Consider the following 25,679-nt stretch of genomic DNA (forward strand, 5'->3'; position numbering starts at 1 on the left):
CCTTAGCTGGCAGGAAGGCACCGGCCCCGAGGAATTCGGCAGCGCCCGGCCTTCCCCTGTCAAGACAGTCTAGATGGTGTCACAGCCAACGCAAGTCAACGGGTGGCACCTGGGAATGATGGCGCAGCAAGGGGGGCTTTGCGCCGCCCGCCGTTTGTCTGTTCCGGGCAATTCCCCGCAAGGATATTCGGAGCAAAGCGACCGGGTGCCACTACCAGCGCCCGGTCAGCGCGGCCCAGGTCAGGCTGCCACGACGCGCGAATTCGCTCAGGGCAAGCGTTCCGGACGCGACCCTTGCAGGCTCTTTCATCGCCAGTGCCAGGAGCGGGCGGGCCTGCCACCCTGCCAGCAACGCAGGCAGCGCCGGGCCGGGCACCTGCCCCCGGCCCCTGCGGGCCGCCGCGATACGGTCCAGCCCCTGACGTGCAAGCTCGGACACGGCATCCGCCGCCGGGTCCGGCAGCGGATGGCGCCCCCGCGCGGTGAGCGACGGCACAGCGCGCAGCCAGGCAGCCAGCGCCGCAGCCGAGCCGAACTGGCGCACGGTGGATTCCGCGCTGTCCGGCGCGCCAAGCAGGCGGGCCGCCAACCACATCAGCGCCCCGCCAGTGGACTCGAGATGATCCCACAGCGCCCCGGATCCGGCAAAGGGATCGCCCCAGACATCCCAGCGCCGTGCCTCGACCAAGCGGTCAAGCACCGCGACCGCTGCGCCATCCCCTTGCAGAAACCCGCAGGTTTCCAACACCGGATGCCCTGTGCGGGGGGGCGCCCCCTGCCCGAGTTCGGCCAGAACATCGCGCCACCATTGCAGCCGCATCTCGGCGACCAGCGGCTCGGTGCTGGCCCATGCCGCGCGCGAGATCTCGACATTGAGCGCGTAGAGCGGGATCAGCAACGCCTGCGCGGCCCGAGGCGCCGCCTCTGCCGTGCGCAGGCGGTCGGGATCGGCAGAGACCAACAGGGCGCGGCAGTGATCAAGGCTCATCGCAGGTCCGCCAGCCAGTCCCGAATGGCCGCGAACGTATCCGGATGGTCGACCACATCCAGATGCCCGGCCTGCACCAGCCTGTACTGGCCGCCGTGCGGATTTGCGGCGGACATGGCGGGCTGATAGGCGGTGGCGACAAACGCCTCGTCAGCAGTGCCTGCAACCAGCAGGAAGGGCGGCAGGCTGGCCACATCGCGCGGCCAGTCGCGGCGCGGCGCATAAGAGGTGTTCAACCGAAAGGAATAGGCGGTGGTCGCCGCCTCGCCGCCCGGCGCGGCCAGAACCGCATCGGGAAAGGCAAAGCGGATCACCTCCAGATGGTTCAGCGCCCGGATGCCAAAGCTGTTGAGGATCGTCAGCCCGATGATCCGCGGCAAGGCCACCTGTGCCCAGCCACCGGCATTGGGCCTGGTCGTCGGGGCATCATGTTGCAGGAATGGCGCCAGCAGAATCGCCCCGTGCAGCACCCCGCCATGCGCGCCACCCGCCATACGGACCACCAGACCGCCACCTGACGAATGGCCCAGCAGGATCACCAGCTGGTCTGGCCCTGCGGTGGCCGCGATCAGATCGGCCAGATCATCCTCCATCTGGCCGATGTAGTCGACATCCCCGCGCCGCTTCGGACTGGTGCCATGGCCCCGCAGGTCAGGCGCCACCACATCGGCCAGACCTTCGGCGGCCAGTGCAGCGCCGAGGCCACGAAACTGCCCGCCATGCCAGCCAGAGCCATGCACCGCAATCACCAGCGGCACATCGGCCCGCACCGAGTCCCACCGCCGATAGGCCAGTGGCACGCCGTCGCGCGCCATCACCTGCGCCAACGGGACATCTGCCGCCAGGGGTTCCGGCCCGCCGAACCGCAGCCCCTGCCCCGCTTCGGGGGCGCGCCGCTCCCCCGGACCGCCAAACAGCGCCAGCCCTGTCGCCACCGCCAGCGTGCCGCCCAGACCGATACCCGCCGCAATCACCAGTCGCGTCAGCGCACGTCTCAAGCCGGACCCACCCCGTCGCGGATCAGTTTCCAGTTGATCGCATCCAGCAGCGCCATGAACGAGGCATCGACCAGGTTCGGGCTGACCCCAACGGTGGACCAGCGGCGCCCCTGCCCGTCCTCGCTGTCGATCATCACCCGCGTGACCGCGTCAATGCCGCCTTGCGTGATGCGCACCTTGAAATCGACCAGCTTCATATCGTCGATACTGGCCTGATAGGGGCCCAGATCCTTGGCCAGCGCCGTGGACAGCGCGTTGACCGGGCCGCGATCCTCCCCGCTCTCGTCCAGCGATTCCGAGACCGACAGTACCCGCTGGCTGCCGATCCTGACCACGACCACGGCCTCGGACAGGCTGACCGTGCGCCCTTCGCGGTTGCGCCGCCGCTCTACCGTCACCCGGTAGCGTTCGATCTCGAAAAAGCGCGGGACCAGCCCCAGTTCGCCGCGGGCGAGCATCTCGAAACTGGCCTGGGCACCATCATAGGCAAAGCCCTGATCCTCGCGCTCTTTCACCCGGTCCAGGATGCGGGCCAGCCGCGGATCGCCGGGCGGCACCTCCAGCCCCGCTTCGGCCAGCCGCGCGCGCAGGTTCGATTGCCCGGCCTGGTTCGACATCGGAATGATGCGGGTATTCCCGACCGTCGCAGGCTCGATATGCTCGTAGGTCGAGGGATCCTTGAGAATGGCACTGGCGTGCAGCCCCGCCTTGTGGGCAAAGGCGCTGGCCCCGACATAGGGCGCGGATCGCATCGGCACCCGGTTCAGGATGTCGTCCAGCATCCGGCTGATCCGCACCATCTGCGGCAGGCTGTCCCGCGCCACTCCGGTGTCGAACCGGCTGGCATAGGGTTCCTTGAGCAGCAGCGTGGGGATCAGCGAGGTCAGATTGGCATTGCCGCAGCGTTCGCCAAGCCCGTTCAGCGTGCCCTGCACCTGCCGCACCCCGGCATCCACCGCCGCCAGCGAACAGGCCACCGCATTGCCGGTATCGTCATGGCAATGGATGCCCAGACGGTCGCCGGGGATGCGCGCCACCACCTCGGCCACGATCCGCCCGACTTCGGCAGGCAAGGTGCCGCCATTGGTATCGCACAACACGATCCAGCGCGCGCCGGCCTGATAGGCGGCCTCCAGACAGGCCAGGGCATAGGTCGGGTTGGCCTTGAACCCGTCAAAGAAATGCTCGGCATCGAACAGGGCCTCGCGCCCCTGGGCAACCATATGCGCGACCGAGGCGCCGATAGCCTCGACATTTTCCTCCAGCGTCACCCCCAGCGCGGTGGTGACGTGGAAATCATGCGTCTTGCCCACCAGACAGACCGCAGGCGTTCCGGCATTCATCACGGCGGCCAGCACATCGTCATTGGCCGCCGACCGCCCGGCCCGCTTGGTCATGCCAAAGGCGGTAAAGGTGGCGCGGGTCTGTGGGCGGGCCGCGAAAAAGTCGCTGTCGGTCGGATTGGCCCCCGGCCAGCCGCCCTCGATGTAATCCACCCCCAACAGGTCCAGCGCCTGCGCGATCTGGATCTTGTCGGCGACCGAGAATTGCACGCCCTGCGTCTGCTGCCCGTCGCGCAGCGTGGTGTCGTATAGGTAAAGACGTTCCCTCACGCCTCGCCTCCCTCTCGCCTCGTCCGCCGGATGGCCCGACCACCCCCGCACCGCCCCCAAGGGAACCGGCGCCCTGTTTCATCTGTCCACAAATATCCTCGGGGGTCCGGGGACAGACAGCCCCCGGCGTCAACCACCCCACGAACCGCTCAGATATCCTCCAGCTTGGCCGGGTCGAACCCCGGCCCTGGCACCAGTTCCACCCCCGTCTTGGACATGCGCACCTCGACCCCAGCGGTGATGAGGGCGGATTTCAGGGCATCGACGGCGGAGAAGTCCTTGGTGGCCGTGGCTTGCAGGCGAAGGGTCACTAGACGCAGACCATATTGTGCCAGGTCCATAGGGCTGAACAACGGTACATTTCCATCGATGAGCAGCCCCAATAGATTCGCAGATGCCAAGAACTGACCTTCAATCTCTGTTGCTCTTGAACGTTCTTCAGAACTCGTCGCTGCTCCTTTTAGAAACGTCCATAGATTGAAAAGCGTATTCAGTTCCGCAAGAGCCAAAGGGGTATTCAGGTTTTCGGATAGAGAACGCCGAACGGGTTCCGCAGGCAAGGTCGGACCGACTCCAGTGAGTTCTCTGCGCCACTTCCGCAACACACCTTCTGCCTCGCGCGCCTTGTCGGCCGTCCAGTCCATCGGCTTGGAATAATGCGTCATCAGGAACACATAGCGGATCACCTCGCCCGGCACCCCCTGATCCAGCAATTCGCGCACGGTGAAGAAATTGCCCAAACTCTTGGACATCTTCTTGCCCTCGACCAGCAGCATCTCGTTATGCAGCCAGTAGTTGGCAAACCCCTTGGCCGGATCCGCCGCGCCATGGGCGCAGCAGCTTTGCGCCACTTCGTTCTCATGGTGCGGGAATTGCAGGTCGATCCCGCCGCCGTGAATGTCGAACACATGCGGGGCGGCCAGCGCCTCGGGCGACAGGCGGTCCTTCATCGCCTCCCACAGCAGGCCATCCGACATCGCAGAGCATTCGATGTGCCAGCCTGGCCGCCCCACGCCCCAAGGCGATTCCCAGCCCGGCTGATCGCCTGTGGAGGGTTTCCACAGCACGAAATCCATCGGATCTTCCTTGTAGGGCGCCACCTCGACCCGCGCGCCGGCGATCATGTCATCGACCGACCGGCCCGACAGCGCGCCATAGGCGGCAAACGACCGGACGCGGAACAGCACATGCCCTTCGGCGGCATAGGCGTGGCCGCCCGCGATCAGCCCTTCGATCATTGCGACCATCGCCGGGATCCACTCGGTCGCGCGCGGTTCCGCCGTGGGGCGCAGCGCGCCCAGCGCGTCCATGTCGGCGTGATACCAGGCAATCGTCTCGTCGGTGATGTCGCGGATCGGGCGCCCGGTCTCGGCGGCCTTGGCGTTGATCTTGTCGTCCACATCGGTGAAATTGCGCACATAGGTCACCGCCGCCTCGCCATAGACATGGCGCAACAGGCGGAACAGCACGTCGAACACCACGACGGGCCGGGCATTGCCCAGATGCGCCCGGTCATAGACCGTGGGCCCACAGACATACATCCGCACATTGCCGGGGTCGAGCGGCACAAAATCCTCGACCTTGCGGGTCATCGTGTTGCGCAAGCGGATGCGGGCCATGGCAGTCCTTCCCTGATGCCTTTGCGGCATTCCCCCGAGGGCGGGCTTACCAACTTCGCTTTTCCTTGGGAACAGCTTGGAACGGCCCGCCTGACAAAAGTCAGCAGGTAATGCAGCAGATGCAGATGATCGCGGTTCCGTTCATGCCTGCCTCGTATCACGCGGCGCGGTCTGCGTCCAGCCTTCAGGCGCGGCGCAGACCGCCCTACAGCTAGCGCATTTGGCCACCAGACCAGCCAAATATGGAGCGACGGCCACGCATGGACTGGTCAAGCACGCCGGGCTGGATTAACGTTTGCCGAACCGCAGACGGAGACCCCCGGTGGAAGTCCGCCACGAACCACCCAGCGCCGAAACCATGTTCCGCCTGCGCGCCCCGCTGCATGTCGGGTTTCCCGACGGTCAGGCCGTCAAGGTGTCGGACTGGTCGCTCAAGGCGCTCTACACCCCCGATCTGGACGGACGCGATCTGGATGGCCTGATGCTGTCGATCCCGTTCCAGGGGGCAGGCGTCTATTTCCCCATCGAGCTGGAAAAGGGCGAGGCCGAGAACGAATATCTGTTCCGCAACCTCACGGGGCGCCAGCGCGAGACGCTGGCCCTGTTCTACCGCAACCTGATGTCGGGCCGCATGTCGAGCACGGCCGACATGATCACCGCGCTGGATTCCCCCGTGGATCTTGTGCCGATGGGCGAGACAGACGCCGAACGCCAGGCAGGCGAGGCGCGGGTCGGGTCGCGGCGGTCGCGGGCGCTGGTGAACCTGGCCTATTACGGCGCCCTGTTCGCGCTGGTGGCGGGATTTCTGGGCATGGTCGCGTGGAACCGCTTCAGCACGGTGCCGGTGCTGTCGGCGCATGTCGCCGCCGCCACCAGCCAGATCGTTGCCCCCGTCACCGGCTATGTCCGTGAACTGCCGGTTCCCGCCGGGACCAAGGCGCAGGACGGCGACGTGATCGTCCGGCTGGACGATCAGGATGCGTTGCGCCTGCTGGCCGAGGCCGAGACGGCCGAGGCGGAAACCGCGCAGATGCTGATCGCCACCGAGGCCCGTCTTGCCGCCCACGCAGCCCAGGCGACCGAGGCCCGCGCCGCCTTTCGCGGCGGGATAGAGCGCTTCGATCAGGGCGTGTCGGTGAACACCGGCGACTACCACGACGTGCGCCTGAAGCTGGAGGCCGAAGCCAATGCACAGCGCGCCGAAATCGAACGCCTGAAAGGCCGCATCGCCAGTTTCCGCGAACGGGCCGAGGCCACGGCATTGATCGCACCGGGGCCGGGAACGGTGCTGGAACATCTGATCCGCCCGTTTGACATGGTGCGCCCCGGCGATCCGCTGGTCCTGTTCGAACTGGACGAGCCGCGCAGCATCGTGGCCCACCTGCCCGCAAGCTCTGTTCTGAAAATCTGGCCCGGAATGCGCGCGGACATCGCCTATATGCGCGATGGCGAGCGGTTCGGCGTTCAGGGGGCGGTCCAGCGGATTGTCGTGGACGGGCGGGGGGCCTCTCAGCTTCTGGTTGCCACGATCACGGTTCCGGGTCTGGGGGTCGAGGACAGCCGCCGCCTGTTCGTCGAAGGGATGCCGGTGTTCGTGGCGCTGAAGCCCGAGCATCTGTCCCACTGGCTTCAGGGCTGGCGCCAATGACCGACCGCGACGGCGGATATGTCCCGCCGGGCGATTATGCGCTGGAAAAGGAAATCGCCCGCCGCCTGCGCGACCAAATCGCTCCGGCCCCTGTCGGGATGGCGCGGTATCCGCCCGTGTTCCTGTTGCGGCTTGGATTGCTGCTGGGGGTGCTGTGGGGCGTGGCGGTGTTGTTGCCCAACCGTTTCCTGCACCCTGACAACCTGCATATCACCGTGGCGCTGGGGCTGCTGGGGCTGTGGCGCTTTGGCTGGTGGTTCAACCATGCGCTGCGCTCTGACAGCTACCGCCGCATGATCTGGCCCGAGCGGCGCGAACAGGCGGCCCGCGTCTGGGCCAGCGGATGGCGCCCGCGCCGGTTGCATATCCAGATGACGACCTACCGCGAGGAACGCGCGATCACGCGGCTTGTGCTGCTGTCGATCCTGTCGCAAATCCGGCGCGAGCGGGTGCCCACCTCGATCTGGATCGGCACAGGCAGCGCCGAGGATGAACTCAACATCCGAGAGATGGTCCAGACCCACGCTGCCGACATCCCCGATGATCTGGCCGAGGTGATCTTTGTCCGCCAGAACCAGCCGGGCAAGCGCATGGCCATCGGCCTGATCCTGCGCGGAATCAGCCGCCATGACGTAGAGGCCGATGACCTGGTGATCTTCATGGATGGTGATGCCGTCTATGGGCCGGATGTGTTGGAAAAGACCCTGTCGATGTTCGGCGCCGACCCGGAATTGCAAGCGCTGACCACCGACGAAGAGGTCATGTGCTTTGGTCCAGGCTGGATCGAGAAATGGCTGACCATGCGCTTTGCCCAACGGCGCCTGGCAATGGAAAGCCATGCCGTCAGCGACCGGGTGCTGACACTGACCGGCCGCTTCAGCGTGTTCCGCGCCCGCCACATCATCGACCCCCAGTTCATCCGCACCATCGAGGCCGACCATCTGGACCACTGGCTGTGGGGCCGGTTCCGGTTTCTGTCCGGAGACGACAAATCGACCTGGTATCACCTGCTGACCAAGCGGGCCAAGATGACCTATGTGCCCGATGCCTGCGTCTATACGATCGAGATCATCAAGGGGTCCGGCCTGCAACGGATGGTAGAGAACTTTCGCCGCTGGTCGGGCAACATGCTGCGCAACGGCAGCCGCGCAATCGCGCTGGGGCCCGCGGTGGTGCCGCCGTTCATCTGGTGGTGCGTGGTGGATCAGCGCATCGCCATGTGGACGATGATGGTCAGTCCGATCCTGGCGATCTATGGCACGATCCTCGATCCGCTCTATGCCACCAATGTGTTCCTGTGGGTCATCGCGTCACGCCTGTTCCTGTCGGCGTGGCTGTGGCGGTATGCCCGCGTCCCCGATCTGTCCTGGCCCTTCATCCTGTATTTCAATCAGTTGATCAATTCGGGCGTCAAGATTTACATGCTGTTTCACTTGGCCAAACAGAAGTGGTTCAACCGCGGCGGACAGGCGGTCGGGCAGCGAAAAAGCCGGATGGATGCCGTGCGCGACCATATTGCGCTGTTCCAGCTTGTGACATCGGTCATGGCCTTTGCGACGTTTCTGGGCATTTATGCCGGCGTGCTGCCACGGCCATTCTGAACGGACAAAGCCCGGAGCGTTGGCGCTCCGGGCTCTGGGAATAGTTATGGCGGGGCCTCAGGCGAACTGGATAGACCCCCAGACATCCTCGACCTGCAAGGCCACCTCGGACTGCACGAGGATCGACAGGTCCCCGATGGCGATCTGCACTGCGCCGGTGTCGAGCAGGCTCATCGCATCCGACAGGAAACTGTCGGCGGTCCAGCCCTTGTCCAGCAGGCACAGGTCGGCCAGGTCGATGCTGTCCCTGCCCGCCTCGAAATCGGCGACAACATCGGTCCAGACGCCGATATCCTGCGTGCGCCAGACGAACACATCATTGCCCGCCCCGCCATACAGGGTATCGTTGCCCTCGCCGCCGATCAGCGTATCGGTGCCGGTGCCGCCATACAGCACGTCGTCATCATGGCTGCCGTCCAGCAGATCATTGCCGGCGTCACCATAAAGCGTGTCGTTGCCCCGCCCGCCATGGACCTGGTCAAAACCGCCGCCGCCATAGACGAGATCGTCCCCTTCGCCGCCGTGCAGGGTATCTGCGGCCGCGCCGCCATAGATCGTGTCGTTGCCGGTGTCGCCCCAGATCAGGTCAGCGCCGTCCCCGCCGTCGATCAGGTCGTGCCCCGCGCCGCCATAGACAATATCGTCGCCGTTCTGGCCATAAAGGCTGTCATCGCCCTGGCCACCATACAAGGTGTCGTTGGCCGAGCCGCCGTCGAGCCAGTCGTTGCCCGACCCGCCTTCGAGCAGATCGTTGCCATCACCGCCATAGAGCGCGTCGTCGCCCGCGCCGCCCTTCAGGGTATCGCTGCCGTTGCCGCCATAGAGTGCATCATCGCCCGACCCGCCGTGCATCAGGTCGTGCCCCGACCCGCCGATCAGCTTGTCATTCCCGCTGCCGCCGTACAGCGCATCATCGCCGTTTCCGCCATCCAGCACGTCATCGCCGGACTCGCCGTAAAGCGTGTCCTTGCCGCTGCCGCCGAAAAGCTGATCATTGCCCGCCCCACCGTCCAGCCAGTCGCGGCCCGACTCGCCGTACAGCACATCGTTGCCGGCATTGCCTTCCAGAAAATCCTGCCCGACGCCGCCATAGATCGTATCGGCCCCGGCGCCCCCCTTCAGCGTGTCGTTCCCTTCGTCGCCATGGATCAGGTCATCACCCGTGCCGCCCCAGGCCTTGTCATTGCCGGTGCCGCCGCGGATCTTGTCGTTGCCATCGCCGCCATGCATGTGATCCTTGCCGTCGCCGCCGAAGATATTGTCGCCGCCGCCGCCGCCATAGATGGTATCGTTGCCGTCCCGGCCTTGCAGGACGTCATTGTCTTTCGGGCCGCCCGCCCAATCCGAAAAGGTCGGTTGCACCGGCTGCGTGGTAAGCGGGACCGCGCCGTAGCCGTGGATGATGTCATCGCCAGCCGTGCCGATGATCGCATCGGTCTTGGCAGAGCCCCAGAAGGTGGTGATCTTTGCAGTGGTCATTGGGTATCCAATCGCATCAAGGCGCCAGGCGCCGGAACTCGGTCAAATTACCAGCCGATACCGCACAGCGCGGTTGGCTGGTCGGCGCGGGCCTTGAACAGCCGCACGACGTCGATCACCGGCTGCACCAGCGGGGCCACTACCTGGCGGTAAAGGTCGCTGGCGTGGGTCACGATCACCGCATCGGCCCCCGCCACGGCGCTTTCGGCACTTGCCGCAAGCATCCCTGCCAGTTTCGGCGCCAGCCGCTTCAGCCCCGGCGCGGCATGTTCCACATAGGCCAACTGCGCCTCGATCCGGGTTTCGGCGGTGACGGCAGCATCATGGGCCACCACTTCGACACCCGCATCCGTCAGGGCCGCGATGACATCCAGAATGGGGCTTTCGCGCAGATCGTCGGTGCCAGGCTTGAACGCCAGTCCCAGAACGGCCACCTTGCGGGCGCCGGTGGCGCGCACCATCTCCAGCGCGGTCTCGACCTGGGTACGGTTCGACTGGGTCAAAGCCCCGATCAGCGGCAGCGACACCCCCAGTTCTTCGGCGAGGTGGGTCACGGCGCGAACCTCCTTGGGCAGGCAGGAGCCGCCAAAGGCAAAGCCGGGCTTGAGATAATAGGGTGACAGGTTCAGCTTGGTGTCCTGAACGAAGATGTTCATCACCTCGTGGCTGTCGACGTTCAGCGGCTTGCACAGACGGCCGATCTCGTTGGCAAAGGTCACTTTCGTGGCGTGCCATACGTTGTCGACATATTTCACCATCTCGGCCACTTCGATCGAGGTGAGGATGATGTTCGGATCCACCTTTTCATAGATCCGCGCGACCACGGCCGCCGCGCGTTCGTCGCTGGCACCGATCACGGTCTTGGGCGGCGCATGGAAATCCGCGATTGCCACGCCTTCGCGCAGGAACTCCGGGTTGAAACAGATCCCGAAGTCGCGGCCTGCCACCTTGCCCGATGCCTCCTCGATCTCGGGCACCATCACGCCCAGCGTCGTGCCCGGCGGGATGGAACAGCGCATGACCACGACGTGATAGCCCTCCTTGATGGCCAGAGCCCGGCCGATGCCGCGCGCAGCCGAGATGATGTGGCGCATGTCGCAGCCGCCATCCGGCGCCGTTGGCGTACCAACGGAAACGAAGGTCACATCGGTATCGGCCACCGCCGCCACAATATCGTCGGTCGCGCTGACCAGCCCGTCGGCCACGCCCTGGGTCAGCAGGTCTTGCAGACCTTCCTCGTGCAAGGGGGCGTGGCCTGCGTTGATCTGGGCGACCTTCACGGGATCCACATCGACCCCCACCACCCGGTGCCCCAGCGCCGACAGGCAGCCGGTAGAGACCGCGCCGACATATCCAAGCCCGATAACCGACACCGCCGCACGCGGTTCGATGACGGTGAACGGGGCAAATCCCTGAGGTACGACATTGTGGAGCATGACGTGATCTTCCTGGCGAACCGGGGAGCCGGTCTTGGTTTCTGTTGCATTTACCAATCGCCGGGGAAGCGGGCCGGATTCAGGCGCCAGAAAGGTGATTTGTGACCGATATTCCGCCAGTTTGGGCAAACCTGCGGGCGGTGCCGCAATGCCGCCGCAATGGAATTGAGGCCAGAATCGGCCCTGATCCCCCTGATTTTCCGCAAGAACGGCCCTGATTGTTCGCGCCTGCGCGATCAATCCGCAACCTGTCGGTGCATAGGTGCCTATGGCGCAACCAGGAACGGGTGAGGAAATGCGGCAACCCCTACAGGGCCGCGCCAAAATCCACCGGGCTTCCGTCCGAGAACCGGACGAAGCGAAAGCGGCTCAGATCGTGGCCCACGGGCTGCCCCATCGCCATGTCGGCCAGAACCCGGCCCACGCCCGGCCCTATGCCAAAGCCATGACCGGCCATTCCGGTCGCAAGGATCAACCCCGGCAGCGCCGCGACCCGGTCGATCACGGGGACAACATCGGGCAGCGTGTCGATCATGCCGGCCCAGACAGTGCGAAAGCGCAGCGGCCCGGCCTGTGGAAAGGCCCGTTCCAGGGCCACGCGCGCCCGGTTCAGCGTCGCCATGTTGGGGCGGGGCGACAGGATGCGCAGCGCCTCGAACGGGCTTTCCCCCGTCCAGCGGCGCGGGGTCGTCCAGCCATCGGGAAAGCCGCGCGGCGCCCAGGGGCGGAAATGGGTGGACCGGAAGTCCTGCCGCAGCGTCGACATATACCGGAACAAGCTGGCAAAGGCGTCGGGACCGATGAAGACGTCATGCTCCGATCCCGGCGCCAGCGTCAGTCCCCCGTCCGCCCGCGTCCGAAACGCATAGTCGCCATCCGAGAACCCGCCCGCGAACAGACCCGGCACCGGATCGGTCGATGCCACCGATGACAGCACCGACAACTGCGGAATGTGCACGCCATACGGCGCAAGAAACAACCGCGACCATGCGCCCGCCGCAACGATCACCTGCGGGGTTCCGATCCGGCCACGTTCGGTATCCACCCCGGAAATCTGCCCGCCCGACACCTCCAGCCCACGCACCGCGCAAGCCTCGCGGATGGCAACACCCCGCGCCTGCGCCAGTCGCGCCAGCGCCGACACCGCGACCCAAGGCTCGGCCCGCCCGTCCGATGGCGTAAAGACCCCGCCCGCATAATCGACCGCCGCACCCGGTACCATGTCGCGCATTTCGGCGCGCGACACCATCCGTGTATCGACCCCAAAGGGCTTGGCCAGCCGCAGCCATTCCGCGCTGCGCGCCAGATGCGTCTCGGTGCGCGATGCCTTGAGGATGCCGGTCCAGCGCAACCCGAGCGTATCGTCGCCAAGTTCCGCCTCGAAGGCCCGCCAATGTCCGATGGCCTCCATCACGATGGGCAACTCGCCCAGATCGCGGCCTTGCTGACGGATCCAGCCCCAGTTGCGGCTGGACTGTTCGCCCGCCACCCTGCCCTTTTCGCAGACCACCACCTTGAGCCCGCGGTCGGCGGCAAAGATCGCCGCACAGATGCCGATAATGCCAGCCCCCACGATCACCAGATCGCACGACGCGGGCAACGCATCGGCAAAGACGACCGGACTTGCCGGGGTGATCGGAAAGCCGGTCATCGCGACAGTTCGTCCAATATGCCCTGCATGAAGCGCCAGCCGTCCTGGAACTGCGCAAGTTCCAGATATTCGTTCGGCTGATGCGCCTGGGCGATGTCGCCTGGACCGCACACCACGGTGGAGTAGCCGCCCAGTGCCTGGAACTGCCCGCCTTCGGTGCCATAGCTGACCACATGGCTGGCATTGTCACCTGTCAGACGCCGCGCCAATGCCTCCGCCACCCCATCCGTCTCGGGCGACAGGGCAGGCGCGGCAAAGGCAACCGTAACGTCGATACCGGCCTCGGGGCGGACGGCCTGCATCAGGGCGGCAATACGTGCCGCCTCGGCCCGCGCCGCCGCCTCCCATGCGGCCGGATCCTCGCCCGGCACGACCCGGAACCCCAGCACGAACCGGCAGTCCTTTGCCGTGATGTTATGCGCCGTCCCCCCCTCGATCAGGCCGACATGCGCCGTGGTGAAATGCGGATCGAACCCCACGGCCAGCGGATTGGGCGGGCGCGCGGCATTTTCGGCATTCCGATCATTCGCCCACTGGATCAGCCGCGCGCCCTCCATGATCGCGCTGACGCCATAGGGTTGCAGCGAGGAATGCACTTCGAAGCCCCGCACGTGACAATGCAGCGCGATCCCCCCCTTGTGGCCCGTCACCACCTTCATCATCGAGGGTTCGCCCACGATCACTGCTGCTGCCTTGGGCAGCGCATCCACCATGGCGCGCACCAGATCGGCCACCGCCATGCAACCGACCTCTTCGTCATAGGACAGCGCCAGTTGCAACGGGCGCGTCAACGGCCGGCGCGCGCCCTCGACCAGCGCGGCGATGGCCAGCGCGTCAAACCCCTTCATGTCGCAGGTGCCACGGCCATACAACCGGCCGTCCCTTTCGGTCACGGTCCAGGGATCGGTCTCCCAGGCCTGCCCGTCCACCGGCACCACGTCGCTATGGCCCGACAGCAGGATCCCCCCGTCAATCGCAGGCCCGACATGCGCATAAAGATGCGCCTTGGTTCCACAGGGGCTTGGCACCCGCGTGGACGCAATGCCATGGCTGCCCAGATACTCCTGCACCCAATCCACCAGCGGCAGGTTCGTATCGCGGCTGACCGAAGGAAAGGCGACCAGACGGTCCAGGATTTCGCGCGGGGAAAGGGTGGGCATGACGGCTCCTGCAGGGATTTCCGTCACGCTGACCGCGAGCGCCGGAAAGGTCAAGGCGACAGCCGCACAAGTTCGGTCCGCATCGCGCAAACGGGTTTTCCCGCGCGCGCCTGTGCGGTAATGGGCTGGAATGGCCGGAACCAAAGGGGGCGCCGATGACCGAAAGACTGATCGCCCGCTGCGAGGACAAGGGCTTGCGCATGACAGACCAGCGCCGGGTGATCGCCCGCGTGATCGGCGCGGCCGAAGACCACCCGGATGTCGAGGCCCTGCACGCCCGCGCCGCCGCCATCGACCCGCGCATCTCCATCGCCACGGTCTATCGCACGGTGAAACTATTCGAAGAGGCCGGTATCCTTGACAAGCTGGAATTCGGCGATGGCCGCGCCCGCTATGAAGACAGCGCCCGCGACCATCACGACCACCTGATCGACCTGACCACCGGAGAGGTCATCGAATTCGTCGATCCCGAGATCGAGGCCTTGCAAGAGCGTATCGCCGCGCGACTGGGCTACAAGCTCAAGGGCCACAGGCTGGAACTATATGGGGTGCGGGTGAAACCCCCGACAGCTTAGGCCGGATACGGCAAGGGGATCCGGCACGACGCACCCCGCCCTCCCGAACCCCTCTGCCATCTTCTGCGGCATAAGATGGACCCGCCACAGATCCCTTGCGCGCGGCCCGCGATGTTGCATGCCCCAGCCCGCAGGGGATCAGTTCACCCGGTGATCCGCTCGATCTGGTCCCGAAACTTGTACCAACCCGTCATCGCGGGCAGGAACCAAGCCGTCTCGCGATAAAGCGGCATGGTCGGAAAATCGAGGTTCCAGAAGGCCGAGCGTTCTCTGCCTGCCATCGCCTGTCCAGCCATGTGCCCGAGATAGCTTTGCATCGCCACGCCCGAGCCGTTGCAGCCCAGCGCATAGGCGATACCCTCGTGTTCGCCCAGGTGCGGCAACAGGTCAAAGGTAAACGCGATCTGGCCGGACCAGGCGTAGCGGATGGGAACACCCTTGGTTTCGGGAAAGACGGCGTGCAGCCTGCGGGCCAGTTCGCCCGCCAATCCGGCCGCGTCGCGGACGCGCAGGCTGGCGCGACCGCCGAAAAGGATGCGCTTGCGGTCCGGTGTCGGCCGGAAATAGCTGAGCAACCGGCGGCTGTCGACCGCCGTGCGACCCGCAGGCAACAGCCGGTCGATCAGCCCGTCGGGCAGCTCGTCCGTCACCACGATGTAGCTTGCGGCCGGAATGACGCGCCGCCGCACCCAAGGGTTCAGCCCGTCGGAATAGCCATTGGTCGCAATCAGCACCTTGTCGCAGCGAACAGAGATCGTGCCCGCGCGAACCTGCCACGCGCCCCCGGCACGCTCGATTCCGGTCACGCGGATGTTGTCGCACAGCACCGCGCCACGGGCCGCCGCCATGTCGATCAGGCCCTGCACATATTTGCCGGGATGCAACTGCCCCGCACGGTCGATGGTCATCGCCCCGTGATACTGGTCAGAGCCGATCACCTGCCGCTGCCGATCCCGTTCATACAGGGTCACGCCATCTCGCTGCATCTTGGCGGACTTGAGCTTCATCGCCTCGAAATGACCGGGAAGGGTTGCGCAGACCACGCGGCCAGACCGACGATACTGCGCATCCCGTGCAAGCGCCGCGACCCGCGCCTCGACAAAATCGAACGACGCGGCGGCCTCGGCCTTCAGCGTGTCGAAAACACCCTCGGGCAGCCGCTGCTCCAACGGCGAGCGGACATTCGACGCAGAGGCCGTCTTGCCAAGGTTCACCCCGCTTGACACATGCCCCGCGTTGCGGCCGCTGGCACCATGGCCCATGTCCTCGGCCTCCAGAACCACAGCCTCCACCCCTGCCCCACGCAGCGCAATGGCCGCGTTCAGGCCGGTGAATCCTCCGCCGACGATCACCACATCGGTCCGGGCGGGGGGGGCGTGGCCCAGCCTGCGTGGCGGGGCATCCTCCCACCAATAGGGGGTCAGGATCAGGCCCATCAGTCCCGCTCCACAAAGAACTGGATGCCTATGACCCTGTCCAGGATGAAGACCATCAGCGAGGTGAACAGCACCAGCGCCGCAGAGACCGCCGCAATGATCGGGCTCGCGCTTTCCAGAACTTCGGAAAACACCTGCACCGGCAACGTCATGACAAAGGGGCCGACAAGGAACAACGTCACTGTCACCTCATCGAACGAGATGATGAAGCTGAACAGAAGCGATGTCACAAGGCCGGGCCGCACCGCAGGAAGCGACACCAGCCAGAAGGTCCGCCATGGGCGCGCTCCAAGGCTTTGCGCGGCTTCCTCCAGCGCCGGGTCGGCCTTGCGCAGTGCAGCGACGATGGGCCGGTAGGCATAGGGGATCGTCAGGATGCAATGCACGAGGACCAAGCCAGAAAATGTGCCAAGCCATCCCAGCCCCGACAGCGTCATGATCATGATCACGCCAATGGCCGCATGGGGAAAGATCAGCGGGGTCAGCAGGAGTGTCTCGTAGGTCGTGCCAAAGCGCATGTTGTGCCGCACGACGGCCCAGGCTGCGGCAAAGGACGCCGCAGTGCTGACACACGCACCGATCAGCGCCAGCAGTGCCGAAACCCCCAGCACCCTGAGCCAGTCTGCCGAACCGAGAAATTCGGCGTACCAGCGCAGCGACAGCCCCTTGATCGGGAACGAAAGATATCCGGCAGCGGTAAAGGATGACAGGACGACGATAACGATCGGCAGCGGCAGGAACAGAAGCACTGCGATGGCGATGTAGCGGGTGATCATGCGGCACCTCCGTCGGACAGGCGCCGGGCCAGCCAGCGTTCAAGGATCTGGATCGGCAGGACGACGGCAAGCGCGGTGACAAGCAGGACCGTCGCCAGCGCGGCCGCCTTGGGATAATCGAAGAAGTGCATGACTTCCTGAAAAATCTCGGTCCCCAGCATCGTATTGCCCAGACCACCCAGCAACAATGGCGTAACAATCGCGCCTGTAGCCATCAGGTAGACCAGCGTGATCCCCGTCAGCACACCAGGCAATGACAGCGGCAACAGCACCGTGCGAAAGCTGTATCCGGGCCGCCCGCCAAGGCTCATCGACGCCTCTTCAAGGTTGCGCGGGATCTGCATCATCACCGACAGGATGGCGATGATCATGAAGGGCAGCAGGACATGCGCCAGCCCAAGGATCACTCCGAAATCGTTGTACATCAGCTTGAGCGGCCGCGCCGCCAGACCGGACCATGTCAGCAGGCTATTGATCAGGCCGCGCGGGCCAAGGATCACGACCCACCCATAGCTGCGCACCACAATGGACACGAGCCAGGGAAAGATGATTAGCAGCAGCAGGAAATTGCGGTTGCCGCGATAGCGCGCGACGAAATACGCCGTCGGAAACCCCAGAACGAGGCAGACAAAGGTGGTCATCGCGGCAGTGCGCAGAGTGCGACCCAGCATGGCAACATAGTCGGCACGGCTGAGGATCGCATCATAATAGGCGAAGTCGAGCCGCCCTTCGATCAGCAGAGACGACCCGATCAGGCGGACAAGCCCAAAGAGGAAGACACCCATCAGGATCGCCGATGGAAGCAGCAGCACTGCAATGCGGAGGGGTCTCGACACGGTGGCAAACTCCGGTTTCGGGAAAAGTCCCGCCGGTGCGAACCGGCACCGGCGGGCAGGTACGTCGGCCGGGATCACCCCGAACCGCAGGGAGCCTCAGAGTGTGGCGAGCATCTGGTCGATGGCGGCGACGATATCCTTCTGGTTCTCTGCGATGTAACCCCAGTCCGGCTGGTAAAGTCGGGCGCGCAGGTCGTCATACTCCCCGCCCAGCTTGGCCTTGATCTCACTCGTCGCGACGGCATCCCTGTTCGCCGGAATATAACCGGAAAGTGCCGCGCCGCGTTCCTGTGGCGCGGCCGAGGCTATGTGGTTCAGCCAGTCCGCAACCATCCCGCGATCCTTGACGCCTTTCGGTGCAAAGATCACATAGGGCAGCAGCAGCGCGCCCTCCTCGGGGATGAGGATCTTGACGTAGTCAACGCCTGCCTCGTTCAGTGACCAGACCCGGACGGAATAGAACGGCATCGCCGCCACTTCGCCACGCTCCAGCATGGTGTTCTGTTGCGCAAGCGAGTTGGAAACGTTGAGCACGTTTCTTGCCATGCCCTTGAGCAGTTCCATGCCGCCTGCGGTGTCATATTCGTCATCGCCCGCCGCCTTGGCCAGAATCGTCAGATCATATGTCGAGAGGTAGATCGGCCGGGTCATGCCAAGACGCCCCTTCCACTTCGGGTCGGCAACGGATTTCCAGGACTGGAAGTCCTCGACCGACGCCTCGTTCGTGTTCACCGCGATACCGTAATAGGCGAAATACGGGGTGACGCCCGCGATGCGGCCATCCTCGGTCTTGAGCCAGTATTTCTCGTCGATGTTCCTCATGTTCGGGATTTCATCGAGGCTGAAGGTCTCGAGCATGTCATCCCGCATCATGTTGACACCCTGCACAAAGGTGCCGATCCCGGTGTGATATTGCGGATCTCCGGCATGGGCGCGGAACTGCGCCTCGGGGTTGGGAAGCTCGACGATGCGCACGGCAGTTCCGGTATCGGCGGTGTAGGGGCCGGCGAAGGCCACGGTCCAGGTATCGCCGACACCCCCGCCCCAGGAAGCGTGCAGGATGGGGCCGGACTGGGCAAACAGCCTGGCCGGCATGGACAGCGCCGCCGTGGCGCCAAGGGCGCTGGCAAGGGTCTGACGTCTGGTAAGTGTCATTGTTGGTCCTCCAGGTCGGGATGGGTTGCCCCGGCTAGTCCGGGATCACGGTTACGTTTTCTTCGGCCCAGCCGACCCGCACCTCTTCGCCGTGCGGGAAGGGATGCCCCTGCCCCGGCCGGAACGGCACTTGTGCCAGCAAATGCCCGGCAGCACTGTCCAGTGCGTAGGTCACGGTTGCGCCGGAAAAGCTGTGCGACGCGACTCTGGCCCTGAGCGCGGGTCCGGCGGCCCGGCCGATGGTGATGTATTCCGGCCGGACAGCGACCCAGACCGCATCACCTGCACGCACGCCAGCCCCCGGCGTTACAGCGACAGTCATCGGCAGGTCTACCCCCGCAACGGATAGCGACACGCTGTCGCCGTCGCGCCTGATGGCGCGGGCCTCGAACAGGTTGGTCTCGCCGACAAACTGAGCGACGAAACGGGTGCGCGGGTGATGATACGTCTCTACAGCGGTGCTGAACTGTTCCACCCGGCCCGCGTTCATCACGGCGATGCGGTCGGACATCGACAATGCCTCCTCCTGATCGTGGGTGACGAAGATGAAGGTGATGCCCGTCTCTTTCTGGATTCGCTTGAGTTCGACCTGAAGCTGGCGCCGCAGCTTGAGGTCCAGCGCAGACAGCGGTTCGTCCAGCAGCAGCACGTCAGGCGACGTGACCAGCGAGCGCGCCAGCGCCACGCGCTGACGCTGGCCGCCGGAAATCTGGCCGGTGCGGCGCTTTTCGAAACCATCCAGCCCGACAAGCGCCAAGATGTCACGCACCTTGCGGTCCAGCCCTTCGGTCCGCTTGCGGGCGCGCAAGCCGAACGCAACGTTGTCATAGACGTTCATGTGCGGAAACAACGCGAGGTTCTGGAACACCAGGCCGATCTCGCGCTCGTAAGCCGCATCTTTCGACATATCCCTGCCACGCATCAGGATTCGGCCAGAGGTCGGGGTTTCGAAACCGGCCATCATGCGCAGCAACGTCGATTTTCCGCAGCCTGACGGGCCAAGCAGCGTCACGAATTCGCCTTCGGCCACGTCAAGGGTCACCCGGTCCACGGCGGTGGCGCCGTCGAAGACCTTGGTGACAGTATCAATCTGCAGGATCGGCTGGGGCATGGTGGCTGTCTGGGGCACGCAGATGCTCCGGGTTACATGATGGGTGTCGGTGGATCGGATATCGAACATGCCTCATTTGAAACGCCACGCATGGGGCCCAAGTCAAATATCAAGTCCACAGGATATCATTCCCAAATATTATGAAGCTGAAATTCGGATCTCCGCCGCCAATCTTATTCAAAAACAGATGCCTGGGCAGAATCTCAAAAATAACCTTTAGTTATAATATGGGCTGCATTCGAAATTTGCAGGCATCCCGGCGCGCTGGCTAATTGGGTCTGACCGGACGGTAGGACGCCGCACCTTCAACAAGAAATCCAGGACAACTTTCCCAATGACGCCCGTTCCCCTGACCACTCCCGACCAAACTCCTGCAGAACGGCGAGAGACGATTGAAAAGGCCCCGATGCCACTGTCGATTTCGGCCCTGCTTGACGAGGCGGCGGCGGATTGCCCGGATGCGCGGCTGTGGGAGTTCTTTGACGAAGGCGCAACCGCGACCTACCGGGAGGTGCGCCGCGACAGCATGAAGATCGGCGCGCTGCTGGCTGGCGAAGGGATCCGGCGCGGGGATCGGGTGGCCGTCATGCTGCCCAATGTGCCGGAAATGCCGCTGACCTGGCTGAGTCTGGCCCGGATCGGGGCAATCATGGTGCCGGTCAACACACGCTCCTCCGCCAGGGAACTCGCCTATGCGGTGGAAAATTCCGGCGCGCGCCTTCTGCTGATTCACGAGGAACTGGCCGGGATATTCGACGACGGGGATCCGGGCATCGGTGTCCTGATCGTCGGCACAGCCGACTGGTGCAAAAGGTTCGACGCCGCCGCGGCAGAGGAGTGCCCCGCCCCTGCGCTGGACCGCGACACGATCGTCAACATCCAGTATACGTCGGGCACGACGGGCCTGCCCAAGGGCTGCCTGCTTTCGCACCGCTACTGGCTGACGGCCGGTATGGTGAACGCCTGGCGCGACGGCCTGCGCCTGCGCCGCATCCTGGCGACGACGCCCTTCACCTATATGGACCCGCAATGGCTCCTGCTGATGGCGATGTACCAGCGCGGCACGCTGGTTGTCGGCCGCAAGCAGAGCGCCTCGAAATTCTCCAGATGGCTGGCGGATCATGCCATCGAATTCTGCCTCTTTCCCGAGGCAGCCAGCAAACAGCCCCCGGCACCGCATGACGCGGAAAATGTCGTGAAACGCGCCAACATCTATGGCGTCCGCGCCTCGGCCCATAGGGAGATAGAGGCGCGCTATGGCTTCAAGGCCCGCGAGGCCTTCGGCATGACCGAGATCGGATCCGGCATGTATGTCCCGCTGGAAGCCGAAGACATGATCGGCTCTGGCAGTTGCGGGATCGCCTCGCCCTTCCGCGAAACGAAGGTGATCGACGACAACGGGCAAGAGGTCGCACCGGGCGAGGTTGGCGAGTTGCTGATCCGGGGCCCCGGTATCCTTCAGGGCTACTGCAACAATCCCGAGGCGACCGCCGAAGTGTTGCAGGACGGCTGGTTCCACTCTGGCGACCTGTTCCGAAAGGACGCGGCCGGCTTCCACTATATCGTTGGCCGCAAGAAGGACATGATCCGGCGCTCTGGCGAGAATATCGCCTGCCGCGAGGTCGAAGGCGTGCTGCGCGACATGGACAAGATCGAGGAAGTCGCGCTGATCGGGGTCGCGGACGACATGCGCGGCGAAGAGGTCAAGGCGTTTGTGACCCTTCAGAACGGCCAGAAGGCCGACGTGGCCCTGATCGACGAGATCGTGGAATATGCCGAAAGGCGGCTCGCCTCGTTCAAGGTGCCCCGATACTTTGAATTCATCGAAACGATGCCGCGCACCACGTCCTTCAAGGTGTCAAAAACCGAACTCATCAGGAGCCGGAACGACCAGCGCCAGGGCGCCTTCGACAGGGTCGAACGGATCTGGCGGTAGGAGCATTTCGATGATCATCGACTACGGTGCAACACCGCCCATTCCTGAACTGTCGCTGTCCAACGGAACCCATCTGGCCAATTACCGGCGGGTCTATGCGACTGCCGAAAAGGCCGCAGGCCGCGGGGCGATGGACTTGGACCAGTGGTTCGCCGCCGTGGACGAGGCCGGCATCGGACTGACCGTGATCAAAGCCCGCGATGTGGAAACCACCTTTGGCGCACGTATCCCGAACGAAGCCGTCGCCAAGGTGGTCGCAGATCACCCCGGCCGCTTCCTTGGGTTTGCCGGGGTCGATCCGAACAAGGGTATGACCGCCTTGCGGGAACTGGAACACGCCGTGACCGTTCTGGGGCTGAAGGGGCTCAATATCCAGTGTTTCGAGAACCGCCTCGCCGTCGATGATCGCCGCATGTACCCGATCTATGCCAAATGCGTCGAGTTGGATATTCCGGTGAATATTCACGTCGGCATGAACTTCTCGCTCAAGTCCTCGCCGGAGTTCGGGCATCCGATGCTTCTGGACAAGGTGCTGTGCGACTTCCCTGAATTGCGGGTGATTGCCTCGCCGCCCGGTTGGCCCTGGGTCGCGGAACTTCTGGCCGTCGCCTGGCGCCATCCGAACCTGTCGATCGGGCTGGTCGCAATGCGCCCCAAACTTCTGGGGGTCGAGCATTCTGGCTATGGGCCATTGATGCAATATGGCCGGACGATCCTGAAGGACCGGATGATCTTTGGCACGGCCTGGCCGATGCTGCCGATGAAGCGCGCCATCGAGGAGATCCGCGCCCTGCCGATCAGCCCCGAGATTGCAGATCGCTGGCTTGGCGGCAACGCCAAGGCGCTGTTGCGTCTTTGACACGAACCGGCGGATGCGCCCCGGCCCCGGATGCGCCACTATGTATGTTGGACGGAGAGGAAACACACCCATGACCGATGATGACCTGTGCCGCATGTCCGCGACAGAGCTTCTTCCCCGCCTGAAACGCGGAGAGATCAGGGCCGCCACACTGATGCGCGCGGTTCTCGACCGCATCGACCGGCTGGATGCTGAAACCAACGGCATCACCCATGTCGACCCCGACCTTGCAATGGCCGAGGCAGAGGCGCGCGATGCCGCCCTCGCAGCCGGAGACACCCCTGGCGCGTTGCAGGGCATCCCGGTCACGGTCAAGGATCTTCTCAAGGTGAAGGGGCTGCCGATTGAAATGGCCTCCTATGCCTTCGAAGGCGACATCGCGGCGACGGATGCCGAAAGCATCGCCCGCCTGCGTCGCGCCGGGGCCATCCCCTTTGCCAAATCCGCCACGCCGGAATTCGGCCACAAGGTTCTGACCGACAGCCCGATCAATGGTGTCAGCCGCAATCCATGGAACCTGTCGCGCAGTTGCGGCGGGTCGTCCGGCGGATCCGGCATTGCGGCTTCGATGGGGTTCGGGCCGATCCACGTTTCCTCCGACGGGGCCGGATCCGGGCGCATCCCTGCCTCTGTCTGCGGGGTCACGGGCTTGAAACCGACCTGGGGCGCGATCCCGCACGAGACAACGCCGGATGTGTTCGGCTCGCTCACCGTGATCGGCGTGATGGCCCGGACTGTGTCGGACCTCGTCCTGGGCTTCAACACCATGAAGGGACCGGACCGGCGCGATCCGATGTCGTTCGGCGGCACCACAGATCCGGTCCGCCTGCCCGACGATCCGCGCCGCATTCTCAGGGGGCTGCGCTACCGCGTTGTCATGCGCACGGTGAACGACTGGCTGGACCCAGAGGTCGAGGCGGCGGTCCTGAATGCCGTGCAGCGGATCAAGGACGCCGGCGCCACCGAAGTGGGCATGATCAACGATCCGGTATATGACATCAACAACGCGCTGATCTTCATGCGCGGCTATCAGTATGCACGTTTCGGCCACCTCATGCAGACCCATGGCGACAGGCTGGACAGAACCGCGAAAACCTCGCTGACCGTCAATCCCGGCCTGACCTACGAGTCGCTGGCCAAGTCGATGAAAGCGCGGACCGACATCTTTCACGAGATCGAACGTCAGTTCGACGGCGCCGACATATACATCACGCCGACGATCACCACCCCCTCGCTGCCAGCCGACCAGAAGCAGGACGAGCCCCTCGTCGTCGACGGGATCACCCGCGGCCCGCTGCGCGAGGCGTGGTATCCCTATACGGTGCCGCAGAACGCCAGCGGGCATCCCGCGATGTCTGTTCCTGTCGGCATGTCCTCTGGCGGCATCCCGATCGGAATGCAGATCGTCGGCCCCTGGCACAGCGAAGCGCGCCTTCTTTCTGTCGCCGCCGCGATCGGGGCGCTGATGCCCTGGGCCAACCGATGGCCCCCGGCAGCGCGGTGACGCCCTGCCCCGACGGCTGAAGGCCCGGAAAGTCCCATTGTCTTCCAGAGCACGACCGCTAGGGTGAGCCGAGGGGGCAGGACACATGCGTATCACTCATCGCCAGCTAGAGGCGTTCATCCAGTTCATGGAAACCGGCACCGTGACGGCCGCAGCCGACCGGATGCTGGTGACCCAGCCCGCAATGAGCAAGATGCTGGCGGGGCTGGAGATCGACCTGAAGCTGGCGCTGTTCCAGCGCGAAAAACGTCGGCTGATCCCGACCGACGAAGCGCGGCTGCTGTACAACGAGGTGCGCCGCCTGTTTGCCTCCCTGTCGGATGTGGAACGCTTCGCCGACGACCTGCGCACCTTCCGCACCGGAGAGTTGCGGATCATCTCCAGCTCCACCCTTGGCCTGACACTCGTGGCGGACGCCTTGTCGGATTTCTGCAAGGAAAACCCGGAAGTCGATGTCCTGATGGACATGTCCTCCAACGTCGGTCCCGATGTGCTGGCTGCCAATGCCGATATCGGATTTTCTGTCACGCAGTTCCAGCATCCGTCGTTGAAGATCGAGCCCTTGTTTCACGTCAGCTCGGTCTGTGTCGTGCACAAGGACCACCCGCTGGCGGCGCGGCAACGGCTCGGCCCGAAGGATCTGGAGGGGGAGGAGTTCATCTCCTTTACCCGCAACACCCGGATGCGGCACATCACCGATGGCGTCTTCGAACAGTACCGCGTCGCCCGCAAGATGCGGATCGAGGTCTTCGCCTCGGCCGAGGCGAACGCCCTGGTCTCGCGCGGGGTAGGCGTCGCAATCGTCGAACCACTGGGGGTGCGCCAGAATTTCTGGCCCGACATCGTGGCAATCCCGTTCGATCCACCGATCGAGTTCACCTTCTCGGCCTTCCGGCCGCGCGACCGTATCGCCTCGCCGCTGACCAACCGCTATATGGAGATATTGCAGCGCTACGTCCGCCAGATGCGCACCGGCGAAAGCCATCTGCCGCACTGGATGGAAGTCCGCCTGCCCGGAGAGGCAAGACCGGCGACCGGCTGACAGACCGGACAACGGGGCAGCAACCCGGCACCGCTGCGCATCGCGGCATCCGACAGCGTTTGCCTCGAAACCTGTCTCGACCTGCGGGATGAGTGTCGCCAGCGGGCCCGGACGGCGGAACGCATCGCGGCAGGCAGGGCGCACCGCGCGTCCGGCGGGCAGGTCAGATAGGGGCGGACCTATGTGCGGCGTTTCGGCATGGCCCCGGACGTGCCGTTGCGCGCCGCCTGCGGCGGGCCTTTCACACCATCGGCAC

At 64.7% G+C, this 25,679-nt stretch carries 20 protein-coding genes; 7 read left to right on the plus strand and 13 right to left on the minus strand.

Features of this window, described 5'->3' with window-relative positions; translation table 11 throughout:
- Window positions 1-211: 211 nt before the first annotated feature.
- The 4 genes from BW970_RS06540 to cysS form a co-directional block, all read right to left on the minus strand.
- On the minus strand, window positions 212-988 hold the full coding sequence (locus BW970_RS06540; RefSeq protein WP_076529600.1) for a squalene/phytoene synthase family protein: 777 nt from the start codon (window positions 986-988) through the stop codon (window positions 212-214).
- Window positions 985-1,986, minus strand: a complete 1,002-nt coding sequence (locus tag BW970_RS06545) for an alpha/beta hydrolase (RefSeq protein WP_144038891.1) — start codon at window positions 1,984-1,986, stop codon at window positions 985-987. The genes BW970_RS06540 and BW970_RS06545 overlap by 4 nt, the downstream gene beginning before the upstream one ends.
- A complete protein-coding gene (gene cimA, locus BW970_RS06550) occupies window positions 1,983-3,599 on the minus strand; it encodes a citramalate synthase (protein WP_076529601.1) in 1,617 nt (538 codons plus the stop codon). The genes BW970_RS06545 and cimA overlap by 4 nt, the downstream gene beginning before the upstream one ends.
- A gap of 149 nt (window positions 3,600-3,748) precedes the next feature.
- Window positions 3,749-5,218, minus strand: coding sequence for a cysteine--tRNA ligase (gene cysS, locus BW970_RS06555; RefSeq protein WP_076529602.1), 1,470 nt, complete (start codon window positions 5,216-5,218; stop codon window positions 3,749-3,751).
- A gap of 322 nt (window positions 5,219-5,540) precedes the next feature.
- Here cysS and BW970_RS06560 point away from each other — a divergent pair, with 322 nt between their 5' ends.
- Together BW970_RS06560 and BW970_RS06565 are read left to right on the plus strand one after the other, a co-directional pair.
- Window positions 5,541-6,866, plus strand: a complete 1,326-nt coding sequence (locus BW970_RS06560) for an HlyD family secretion protein (RefSeq protein WP_076529603.1) — start codon at window positions 5,541-5,543, stop codon at window positions 6,864-6,866.
- Entirely contained in the window at window positions 6,863-8,467 is a 1,605-nt protein-coding gene (locus BW970_RS06565; protein ID WP_076529604.1) for a glycosyltransferase, read from the plus strand. Before BW970_RS06560 ends, BW970_RS06565 begins: the two co-directional genes overlap by 4 nt.
- Before the next feature lie 57 nt (window positions 8,468-8,524).
- Here the strand turns inward: BW970_RS06565 and BW970_RS06570 are convergent, their stop codons facing one another.
- The 4 genes from BW970_RS06570 to argE all read right to left on the minus strand — a co-directional run bounded on the left by BW970_RS06570 (window position 8,525) and on the right by argE (window position 14,193).
- Window positions 8,525-9,946, minus strand: coding sequence for a calcium-binding protein (locus BW970_RS06570; protein ID WP_076529605.1), 1,422 nt, complete (start codon window positions 9,944-9,946; stop codon window positions 8,525-8,527).
- 47 nt (window positions 9,947-9,993) lie between these two features.
- Window positions 9,994-11,382, minus strand: coding sequence for a UDP-glucose dehydrogenase family protein (locus tag BW970_RS06575; RefSeq protein ID WP_083701180.1), 1,389 nt, complete (start codon window positions 11,380-11,382; stop codon window positions 9,994-9,996).
- A gap of 307 nt (window positions 11,383-11,689) precedes the next feature.
- Window positions 11,690-13,033: an NAD(P)/FAD-dependent oxidoreductase gene (locus BW970_RS06580; RefSeq protein WP_076529606.1), complete on the minus strand. Its 1,344-nt coding sequence runs from the start codon at window positions 13,031-13,033 to the stop codon at window positions 11,690-11,692.
- Window positions 13,030-14,193 (minus strand): acetylornithine deacetylase, encoded by a 1,164-nt coding sequence (gene argE / locus BW970_RS06585; protein ID WP_076529607.1) that lies wholly within the window; start codon window positions 14,191-14,193, stop codon window positions 13,030-13,032. The genes BW970_RS06580 and argE overlap by 4 nt, the downstream gene beginning before the upstream one ends.
- Window positions 14,194-14,348: 155 nt before the next feature.
- Between argE and BW970_RS06590 the strand changes: the two genes are divergently transcribed.
- Window positions 14,349-14,768 carry a Fur family transcriptional regulator gene (locus BW970_RS06590; protein WP_076529608.1) on the plus strand — a complete coding sequence of 140 codons (420 nt, stop codon included), beginning with the start codon at window positions 14,349-14,351 and terminating at the stop codon, window positions 14,766-14,768.
- Between the two features lie 143 nt (window positions 14,769-14,911).
- Here BW970_RS06590 and BW970_RS06595 read toward each other — a convergent pair whose 3' ends face one another.
- From BW970_RS06595 to BW970_RS06615, 5 genes are all read right to left on the minus strand, one after another.
- A complete protein-coding gene (locus tag BW970_RS06595; RefSeq protein ID WP_076529609.1) occupies window positions 14,912-16,204 on the minus strand; it encodes an NAD(P)/FAD-dependent oxidoreductase in 1,293 nt (430 codons plus the stop codon).
- On the minus strand, window positions 16,204-16,980 hold the full coding sequence (locus BW970_RS06600; protein WP_076529610.1) for an ABC transporter permease: 777 nt from the start codon (window positions 16,978-16,980) through the stop codon (window positions 16,204-16,206). The genes BW970_RS06595 and BW970_RS06600 overlap by 1 nt, the downstream gene beginning before the upstream one ends.
- The gene (locus BW970_RS06605; RefSeq protein ID WP_076529611.1) at window positions 16,977-17,816 is read right to left on the minus strand and encodes an ABC transporter permease; all 840 of its coding nucleotides are present in this window, start codon (window positions 17,814-17,816) and stop codon (window positions 16,977-16,979) included. The genes BW970_RS06600 and BW970_RS06605 overlap by 4 nt, the downstream gene beginning before the upstream one ends.
- Before the next feature lie 96 nt (window positions 17,817-17,912).
- Window positions 17,913-18,971, minus strand: coding sequence for an ABC transporter substrate-binding protein (locus tag BW970_RS06610; RefSeq protein ID WP_076529612.1), 1,059 nt, complete (start codon window positions 18,969-18,971; stop codon window positions 17,913-17,915).
- Between the two features lie 34 nt (window positions 18,972-19,005).
- On the minus strand, window positions 19,006-20,100 hold the full coding sequence (locus BW970_RS06615) for an ABC transporter ATP-binding protein (protein WP_144038892.1): 1,095 nt from the start codon (window positions 20,098-20,100) through the stop codon (window positions 19,006-19,008).
- A 388-nt stretch (window positions 20,101-20,488) separates the two neighbouring features.
- On the opposite strand from BW970_RS06615, the gene BW970_RS06620 reads away from it, so the two are divergent.
- The 4 genes from BW970_RS06620 (at window position 20,489) to BW970_RS06635 (ending at window position 25,423) form a co-directional block, all read left to right on the plus strand.
- Window positions 20,489-22,018 carry a class I adenylate-forming enzyme family protein gene (locus BW970_RS06620; protein WP_229740456.1) on the plus strand — a complete coding sequence of 510 codons (1,530 nt, stop codon included), beginning with the start codon at window positions 20,489-20,491 and terminating at the stop codon, window positions 22,016-22,018.
- 10 nt (window positions 22,019-22,028) lie between these two features.
- Entirely contained in the window at window positions 22,029-22,877 is an 849-nt protein-coding gene (locus BW970_RS06625) for an amidohydrolase family protein (protein WP_076529614.1), read from the plus strand.
- Between the two features lie 70 nt (window positions 22,878-22,947).
- Entirely contained in the window at window positions 22,948-24,381 is a 1,434-nt protein-coding gene (locus tag BW970_RS06630; RefSeq protein WP_076529615.1) for an amidase, read from the plus strand.
- Between the two features lie 85 nt (window positions 24,382-24,466).
- Entirely contained in the window at window positions 24,467-25,423 is a 957-nt protein-coding gene (locus BW970_RS06635) for a LysR substrate-binding domain-containing protein (RefSeq protein ID WP_076529616.1), read from the plus strand.
- Window positions 25,424-25,679: the final 256 nt, after the last annotated feature.

The sequence above is a fragment of the Gemmobacter megaterium genome, from assembly GCF_900156815.1.
In the GTDB taxonomy this organism is placed as follows: domain Bacteria; phylum Pseudomonadota; class Alphaproteobacteria; order Rhodobacterales; family Rhodobacteraceae; genus Wagnerdoeblera; species Wagnerdoeblera megaterium.

What these genes read in the sequence shown, in the direction of transcription:
- BW970_RS06595 (WP_076529609.1), bottom strand. Translation starts at nt 16,204, where the DNA reads ATGGGCCTGATCCTGACCCCCTATTGGTGGGAGGATGCCCCGCCACGC.
- BW970_RS06620 (WP_229740456.1), top strand. Translation starts at nt 20,489, where the DNA reads ATGCCACTGTCGATTTCGGCCCTGCTTGACGAGGCGGCGGCGGATTGC.
- BW970_RS06610 (WP_076529612.1), bottom strand. Translation starts at nt 18,971, where the DNA reads ATGACACTTACCAGACGTCAGACCCTTGCCAGCGCCCTTGGCGCCACG.
- BW970_RS06625 (WP_076529614.1), top strand. Translation starts at nt 22,029, where the DNA reads ATGATCATCGACTACGGTGCAACACCGCCCATTCCTGAACTGTCGCTG.
- BW970_RS06580 (WP_076529606.1), bottom strand. Translation starts at nt 13,033, where the DNA reads ATGACCGGCTTTCCGATCACCCCGGCAAGTCCGGTCGTCTTTGCCGAT.
- cysS (WP_076529602.1), bottom strand. Translation starts at nt 5,218, where the DNA reads ATGGCCCGCATCCGCTTGCGCAACACGATGACCCGCAAGGTCGAGGAT.
- argE (WP_076529607.1), bottom strand. Translation starts at nt 14,193, where the DNA reads ATGCCCACCCTTTCCCCGCGCGAAATCCTGGACCGTCTGGTCGCCTTT.
- BW970_RS06575 (WP_083701180.1), bottom strand. Translation starts at nt 11,382, where the DNA reads ATGCTCCACAATGTCGTACCTCAGGGATTTGCCCCGTTCACCGTCATC.
- BW970_RS06570 (WP_076529605.1), bottom strand. Translation starts at nt 9,946, where the DNA reads ATGACCACTGCAAAGATCACCACCTTCTGGGGCTCTGCCAAGACCGAT.
- BW970_RS06565 (WP_076529604.1), top strand. Translation starts at nt 6,863, where the DNA reads ATGACCGACCGCGACGGCGGATATGTCCCGCCGGGCGATTATGCGCTG.
- BW970_RS06540 (WP_076529600.1), bottom strand. Translation starts at nt 988, where the DNA reads ATGAGCCTTGATCACTGCCGCGCCCTGTTGGTCTCTGCCGATCCCGAC.
- BW970_RS06600 (WP_076529610.1), bottom strand. Translation starts at nt 16,980, where the DNA reads ATGATCACCCGCTACATCGCCATCGCAGTGCTTCTGTTCCTGCCGCTG.
- BW970_RS06630 (WP_076529615.1), top strand. Translation starts at nt 22,948, where the DNA reads ATGACCGATGATGACCTGTGCCGCATGTCCGCGACAGAGCTTCTTCCC.
- BW970_RS06590 (WP_076529608.1), top strand. Translation starts at nt 14,349, where the DNA reads ATGACCGAAAGACTGATCGCCCGCTGCGAGGACAAGGGCTTGCGCATG.
- BW970_RS06635 (WP_076529616.1), top strand. Translation starts at nt 24,467, where the DNA reads ATGCGTATCACTCATCGCCAGCTAGAGGCGTTCATCCAGTTCATGGAA.